General features: G+C 60.8%; 4 protein-coding genes. 2 read left to right on the forward strand and 2 right to left on the reverse strand.

Features of this window, described 5'->3' with window-relative positions; all coding sequences use genetic code 11:
* Positions 1 to 23 precede the first annotated feature (23 nt).
* On the reverse strand, positions 24 to 1,166 hold the full coding sequence (locus KBX18_RS10640) for an alpha/beta hydrolase family protein (RefSeq protein ID WP_255996055.1): 1,143 nt from the start codon (positions 1,164 to 1,166) through the stop codon (positions 24 to 26).
* A gap of 484 nt (positions 1,167 to 1,650) precedes the next feature.
* A complete protein-coding gene (locus KBX18_RS10645; protein WP_255996056.1) occupies positions 1,651 to 3,120 on the reverse strand; it encodes an alpha/beta hydrolase family protein in 1,470 nt (489 codons plus the stop codon).
* 107 nt (positions 3,121 to 3,227) lie between these two features.
* Here KBX18_RS10645 and lpdA point away from each other — a divergent pair, with 107 nt between their 5' ends.
* Positions 3,228 to 4,640 (forward strand): dihydrolipoyl dehydrogenase, encoded by a 1,413-nt coding sequence (gene lpdA / locus KBX18_RS10650; RefSeq protein WP_255996058.1) that lies wholly within the window; start codon positions 3,228 to 3,230, stop codon positions 4,638 to 4,640.
* A gap of 235 nt (positions 4,641 to 4,875) precedes the next feature.
* The gene (locus KBX18_RS10655; protein WP_255996060.1) at positions 4,876 to 6,090 is read left to right on the forward strand and encodes a hypothetical protein; all 1,215 of its coding nucleotides are present in this window, start codon (positions 4,876 to 4,878) and stop codon (positions 6,088 to 6,090) included.
* Positions 6,091 to 6,191 lie beyond the last annotated feature (101 nt).

Below are 6,191 nucleotides of genomic sequence, written 5' to 3' on the forward strand. Positions count from 1 at the left end.
GTGGGCACGCGCCGAATGGCGGGCTACATGCCGAATGCCGGCTTAATGGTCTTGTACCAGGAGTTCTCCAGGTCCTTGCGCCAGTCAGGCCAGGAGTGGGTGCCCACGTTGCGGAACTCGTAGTGGGCCGGAATGTTCAGGCTGTTCAGCTTCGCCTTCAGGTCGTGGTTGCAGGTGTTGATAGCGCCCTCGATCACGCCACCTTCAACCTGGAGCACCATTGCGCTAGCAGATGCCTCCGGGACCGAGGCACCTTTACCCACCAGGGTGGACACCATATCGTTCTCGGATGCCAGGCCCGTGGCGGTGGAGACGTACAGGTTGGTGCCGCGCAGCTTGTCGGCGTTCACCAGTGCGTCGTTGGCGCGGTTGTACGGGCCGCCCATCGGGCCCCACATCTGCTCCGGGGTGACCGTCTGGTAGTTCGCAGCTGAGCCAGCACCGCGGTTGACGGTCAGGCGGGCGAAGTTATACCCAGCCGGGCTGGAGGTGGCAGCACAACCGGAGAAGGATGCAGCGGCATCGTAGAAACCGGGCACCTTCGTCGGCAGGACCAGCGCGGAGGTGCCAGACATGGAGAAGCCGACGACCGCGCGGCGGCTGTCAGCGCCCAGACGATTCTCGATCGGTCCCGGCAGCTCCTTCGTCAGGAACGTCTCCCACTTCTGCGGGCCACGGAAGTACTTGGCATTCGGGGTGTTCAGCCAGTCGGTGTAGTAGGAGAACGCGCCCTCCATCGGGATGACCACGTTGACGCCCTTGTCGGCGTAGAACTTCTGGGTCTCGGCGTAGGTCAACCAGTCGTTGTTCTGCTCCGCACCGCCAGCACCGTTGAGCAGGTAGACCGTCGGGGCGTTCTTCACCGGCTGGCCCTGCGCGTTGCGCGCCGGGATGACAGCAACTGGGATGTCACGGCCCATGGACGGGGAGTGCACCCAGAAAGCCCAAACCTTGTTGTGGTCGACCTCGTGGACCCACTTTGCGGTCTCGCCGGTGTTGATCGCCTTCGGGGCCGGGTTGGCGTCCCAGTTCTTCACCACGCCTACCGGAGCTTGGCCGGCTGCTTGAGCTGCCGAAACCGGAGCTGCTTGGGCAATGGCCGGGGCGGCACCGAGCGCAATCGAGGTTGCGGCCGCAACTGCGAGGGCTGAGCGGAGGAACTTCATGGGTGTTTCCTTACTAATGGTCCGTTAGCTTCAACCTTGTTATTCGCTTGAAGCGTCATGGTTGTTACCGGGGGATACAATCAAACCGCACTTGACTCTAACCGTGGATAGGCAGTACCACAAGTGGGAAGATGTTACTATTGTGATTCAAGCTAAGCATGTTGAAGTGCTTTTCGACGTAACAACCCCACCCCAACCCCCGACTATCTTCCTAGAGTCACCCGCAATAGCCCCAACTGAAAGGACGCGAACCATGAACGCACTCAACCCGATCGAACAGGCACAGCTGGCAATCAACCAGTTCCTCGGCGGCCTGATCCACGAGGCATCCTCCACCTCTTCCCAGATCGCTCTGAGCCTGGGCATGTTCTAACGGCGTTCGGGCAAGAAGCGTCGTTAAGCAGATGCAAAAAGGGGAGATACCGACGTGGTATCTCCCCTTGTGTCGTGTGTGGCTCTGGTAGGAGCCGGCGGCGGGGTCGTTCTAGCTAGACCCGTTCGCGTTCCAGGAGTTCGATTCCGGCAGAGACTCGTCCGGCTTGAATCCTTCTCCGATCAGTGTCGGGCCGATGACGGTGTTCCAGGAGCGACGCATGTCATCCTCCCACACAGGCCAAGAGTGGGTGCCAGCATTCTTGAATTCGTAGTGGGCTTCGATTCCCAGTCCGTTCAGCTTCGCCCGAAGGTCGTGGGTGCACGCGTTGGTCGCACCTTCGATCACGCCACCCTCAACGACTGTGGTTGCGGAACCGGAAAGCGCGTCAGCAGACTTCTGGCCGCGGACCTCGGTGCGGTAGCCGAACATGTCTTCGTTCGCTCCAAGACCGGACGCGTTGGAGATGTATAGCTTGGAGCCTTCGAGCTTGTCGGCATTGACAAGCGCGTCGTTGTAGCGGTTGTAGGGGCTGCCCATCGGACCCCACGCGTGCGCCGGGGTAATGCGGCCCCCGTTCGACGCCGCACGGTTCACAGTCAGGCCAGCGAACGCCCAAGGAATTGGAGTTGAGGTCGCCGCACAACCGGAGAAGGATCCCACAGCGCCGAACTCGCCTGGGTAGTGCTCCGCGAGCAAGAGGGAAGAGGTGGCTGACATGGACATGCCCACCACAGCGCGCTTGCCGTTAGCCTCCAAGTGGTCCTCCACGGCAGGGCGCAATTCGCGGCCCAGGAACGTCGTCCACTTCTGCAGGCCTTTGAAGTAGGAGGAGTTCTGCTTCAGGTATTCACCGTCTTCAAGCCAGTCGACGTAGTAGGAGAAGGCGCCCTCCATCGGGATGACCACGTTCACCCCCTTGTTCTCAAAGAAGATGTCAGCGTCGCCAGAGGTAATCCAGTCGGCATTCTGCTCCGCGCCGCCGGCTCCGTTCAACATGTAGAGCGTCGGGGCACCCGTGATGGGGTTACCGTTCTCGTCTCGGGCCGGGATGATGGCCACAGGGATATCGCGCCTCATCGACTCGGAGTAAACGTTCCAGGCCTCGACGATCGGTTTCGCGCCCTTGACCCATTCCTTCTCGTTGCGCTTTTGCTTGGTGGTCTTGAACCACCACTGATCATCCTTGCCTCCGCCGGACACCTTCTTCGGGGCCTCCGTCAGCTCAGTCATCTTTGCCAAGACGGGTGTCTGGTCGGCGTGGTTAGGGGTCGTCTCGGACTCCCGTTTCACGTCATCGTCAACCTGGTCAGCACCGGCTCCGGGCTTGGGAAGCTCAGCTGCCGGGTCCAGCTCTGTCCCGCCCTCAGCGGCGTCTTCCTTTGCTGCAGGTTTCTCGGCTTCTGCACCGGAGTCGGCTGCTGCTTTCGGGTCGGGTTCGGGGGCGGGGTGCTGCGTACCGTCGTCAAGCGGCGTGACAGCGAGCGGCTCGTCGGCGGGTGTCGAGTGGACCAAAGACAGCGAGCTAGCGGCGATAACGAGCGCGGCAGCCGAAGCGAGGGCGGGGCGGGAGAGCTTCATGAATGTTAATCATGCCAAACTGGCAGGGAACTTTGAAGTGGGAAGCGAAATAGGCCCGTCAAAGCACGTGCAAGCAGGATCTGGCGAACGAACGTATCCTAGGAGACGTGGCTAAAGAACATTATGACGTTGTAGTAATCGGCGCGGGCCCTGGCGGCTACGTCGCCGCTATCCGTGCGGCTCAGCTTGGACAGAAAGTTGCAGTCGTAGAGAAGCAGTACTGGGGCGGTGTCTGCCTTAACGTGGGCTGCATCCCGTCGAAGTCTCTGATCAAGAACGCTGAAGTGGCGCACATCTTCAACCACGAGGCGAAGACCTTCGGCATCAAGGGTGACGTTTCCTTCGAGTACGGCGATGCGCACCAGCGCTCCCGCAAGGTCTCCGAGAAGATCGTCGGCGGTGTCCACTACCTGATGAAGAAGAACAAGATCACCGAGATCAACGGTGTCGGTTCCTTCAAGGACGCCAAGACCATTGAGATCACCGAGGGCGATGACCAGGGCAAGGAAATCTCCTTCGATAACTGCATCATCGCTACCGGTTCCATTGTGAAGACGCTGCCGGGCATCGAGCTGTCTGACAATGTCGTCTCCTACGAGGAGCAGATCCTCAACCCGGAGGCTCCCAAGAAGATGGTCATCGTCGGCGCTGGCGCGATCGGCATGGAGTTCGCCTACGTGCTGTCCAACTACGGCGTGGACGTCACCGTCGTCGAGTTCATGGACCGCGTTCTACCGAACGAGGACAAGGACGTGTCCAAGGAGATCGCCAAGGCGTACAAGAAGCTCGGTGTGAAGCTGCTGACCGGCCACGCCACCACCGAGGTGCGTGACAACGGCGATTCGGTCGAGGTGGACATCAAGAAGAAGGACTCCGACGATGTGGAGACCCTCACCGTCGACCGCGTCATGGTGGCCGTCGGCTTCCAGCCGCGTGTCGAGGGCTTCGGCCTGGACAACACCGGTGTCAAGCTCACTGAGCGTGGCGCGATCGAGGTCGACGAGCGTATGCGCACCAACGTCGAGGGCATCTACGCCATTGGCGACGTGACCGCGAAGCTGCAGCTCGCCCACGTTGCTGAGGCTCAGGGCATCGTGGCCGCAGAGACCATCGCTGGCGCTGAGACCATGGAGCTCGGCGACTACCAGATGATGCCGCGCGCAACCTTCTGCAACCCGCAGGTCGCGTCCATGGGCTACACCGAGGAGCAGGCGAAGGAGAAGTTCGCCGACAAGGACATCAAGGTAGCTACCTTCCCGTTCTCCGCGAACGGTAAGGCTCTCGGCCTGGCTGAGTCCCAGGGCTTCGGCAAGCTCGTCGTCGACGGCGAGTACGGCGAGATCCTCGGCTGCCACCTGGTGGGCGCCAACGTGTCCGAGCTGCTGCCGGAGATCAACCTGGCTCAGCGCTTCGACCTCACCGCCGGTGAGATCGCGCGCAACGTCCACATTCACCCGACGCTGTCCGAGGTTCTCAAGGAGATCGCTCACGGTGTCGAGGGCCACATGATCAACCTCTAAATCATGTCGCTTCAAGCGCCCCGGTTCTTCGCCGGGGCGCTTTTCGACGTTTAAACCCACCCCACCCCATCACCTCATCCCTTGAGGGCTACCGCAGCAGGCTCGATTGGGGAAGCGCAGATGCGCGGTTCGTAGTATTCGTCTGTACAGTAACTGTGACAACACGCTTCGACGAGCGAAAGTGACATCGTTCTCGAGATTAAACGGTGCCTGCTGAAAGGCTAAGGAGGCAGTCATGTCCAACAGCTACAATCCGAACAACCCATACGGTTCACAGCAACCGGATTGGACATCGGGTGGTGCGGACAGTTCCGGTGGATCGACCCGCTACACCGGTGGTTACGGCGCGGGCCAATATGGCGCTGGTGCTGGTCAGGAGTACGGCGCGGGACAGTACGGCGCCGGGCAGTACGGTGCAGGTGCCGGGCAATATGGAACCGGCCAGTACGGTGCGGGCCAGTACGGTACGGGCGCCGGGCAGCAGTACGGTGCGGGCCAGTCCGGTACGGGGGCCGGGCAGCAGTACGGTGCGGGCCAGTCCGGTGCTGGGGCTGCGGCACCGTATGAGCAGAACCAAACCCAGTCCCTTTTTCAGAACCAGGGCCAGGGCCAGTACGGCTTTGATCAGCCCCAGTACGGCCCGCCGCAGCAGCCCGGGGGATCGAAGCTGAACATTCTGGGCATTATTTCGATTGCTCTCGCGGTCCTGGGCACGATCATGTCTTTCTTCCCGGCGACACTGGTGTTCGGGTGGCTTCTGCTTCCCATCGCGCTCGTGGTCGGCATCATTGGCTTGGTCATGAAAGAGATGTCGAAGGGTCCGGCCATCGCCGGTGTGATTACTGCGGTTGTCGGCGGGCTCATCGCGCTGACCGTGTTCTTTGTGGCTGCGAGCTCCACGAGCGACAGCGCTGCCGAGGATGCCGGCGACGCTGCGCCAGCTGACGGCGCCTCCGCAGGAGGGGCAGCCGATAACGGTAAAGACAAGGGCAAGAGTAAGGCCAAGGGTTCTGATGCAGGCAAGAGCCGCGAGAACCCGCTGCCGCTGGGTAGCACCATCACTCAGGGGGACTGGGAAGTCACGATCAACTCGGTCAACTTGGACGCGACCGATGAGATCATGGAGGAGAACCCGTTCAGCGACGAGCCGAAAGACGGGATGGTGCACATCTTGGTCAACATGACGGCGAAGTACATTGGTGACGATCCCCAGGGTGAGAGCCCGCTTATCTTTGTGTCGTACGTGTCGCCGGAGGGTAAGACTTATGAGTCTCACGAGGTCACGCTCGTGGAGCCGGGCATGTTCGATCTTTCCACCACCCTCTACAACGGGGCGGACACGTCGGGCAACATCGGTGTGTCCATTCCGATTGAGGGGAAGGAAGAGGGCACGATCGTCGTCGAGGCTGACTTGTACTCCGGCGAGAAGGTCTTCTACGCGGTGAAGTAAGTGCGCATAAGAAAAGTGCCCGGGGGGTTAAGTAGCAGAATGTGTGTCTGATTTTCAGTGTATCTGCTGATCAGGCTGTGTAAATCGGGCTTGAATAAGGT

Source organism: Corynebacterium sp. CCUG 69979 (genome assembly GCF_024454095.1).
Lineage (GTDB): Bacteria > Actinomycetota > Actinomycetes > Mycobacteriales > Mycobacteriaceae > Corynebacterium > Corynebacterium genitalium.

Bases quoted from the DNA above. Each gene is read 5' to 3' on its own strand.
- KBX18_RS10640 (WP_255996055.1), bottom strand. From the start codon at position 1,166: ATGAAGTTCCTCCGCTCAGCCCTCGCAGTTGCGGCCGCAACCTCGATT.
- KBX18_RS10645 (WP_255996056.1), bottom strand. From the start codon at position 3,120: ATGAAGCTCTCCCGCCCCGCCCTCGCTTCGGCTGCCGCGCTCGTTATC.
- KBX18_RS10655 (WP_255996060.1), top strand. From the start codon at position 4,876: ATGTCCAACAGCTACAATCCGAACAACCCATACGGTTCACAGCAACCG.